We start from the raw sequence: 797 nt of genomic DNA on the forward strand, positions 1-797 counted from the left end.
ATTGCCGCAGCTTCGGTGTATAGCTTAGCCCCGTTAAATCTTCCGCGCAGACCGACTCGACCAGTGAGCTATTACGCTTTCTTTAAATGATGGCTGCTTCTAAGCCAACATCCTGGCTGTCTGAGCCTTTCCACATCGTTTCCCACTTAGCTATAACTTTGGGACCTTAGCTGGCGGTCTGGGTTGTTTCCCTCTTCACGACGGACGTTAGCACCCGCCGTGTGTCTCCCGGATAGTACTTACTGGTATTCGGAGTTTGCAAAGGGTTGGTAAGTCGGGATGACCCCCTAGCCTTAACAGTGCTCTACCCCCAGTAGTATTCGTCCGAGGCGCTACCTAAATAGCTTTCGGGGAGAACCAGCTATCTCCAAGTTTGATTGGCCTTTCACCCCTAGCCACAAGTCATCCGCTAATTTTTCAACATTAGTCGGTTCGGTCCTCCAGTAAGTGTTACCTCACCTTCAACCTGCCCATGGCTAGATCACTTGGTTTCGGGTCTAATCCTAGCAACTGTACGCCCAGTTAAGACTCGGTTTCCCTACGGCTCCCCTAAACGGTTAACCTTGCTACTAAAATTAAGTCGCTGACCCATTATACAAAAGGTACGCAGTCACCCAACAAGTGGGCTCCTACTGCTTGTACGTACACGGTTTCAGGTTCTATTTCACTCCCCTCACAGGGGTTCTTTTCGCCTTTCCCTCACGGTACTGGTTCACTATCGGTCAGTCAGGAGTATTTAGCCTTGGAGGATGGTCCCCCCATGTTCAAACAGGATATCACGTGTCCCGTCCTACTCG

General features: G+C 50.4%; 1 rRNA gene. It reads right to left on the minus strand.

From position 1 onward, the window contains the following. A 23S ribosomal RNA gene (locus C9J12_RS30215) occupies window positions 1–797 on the minus strand; the annotation flags it as partial.

Origin of the sequence: Photobacterium frigidiphilum (assembly GCF_003025615.1) — a bacterium.
GTDB classification, from domain to species: Bacteria; Pseudomonadota; Gammaproteobacteria; order Enterobacterales; family Vibrionaceae; genus Photobacterium; species Photobacterium frigidiphilum.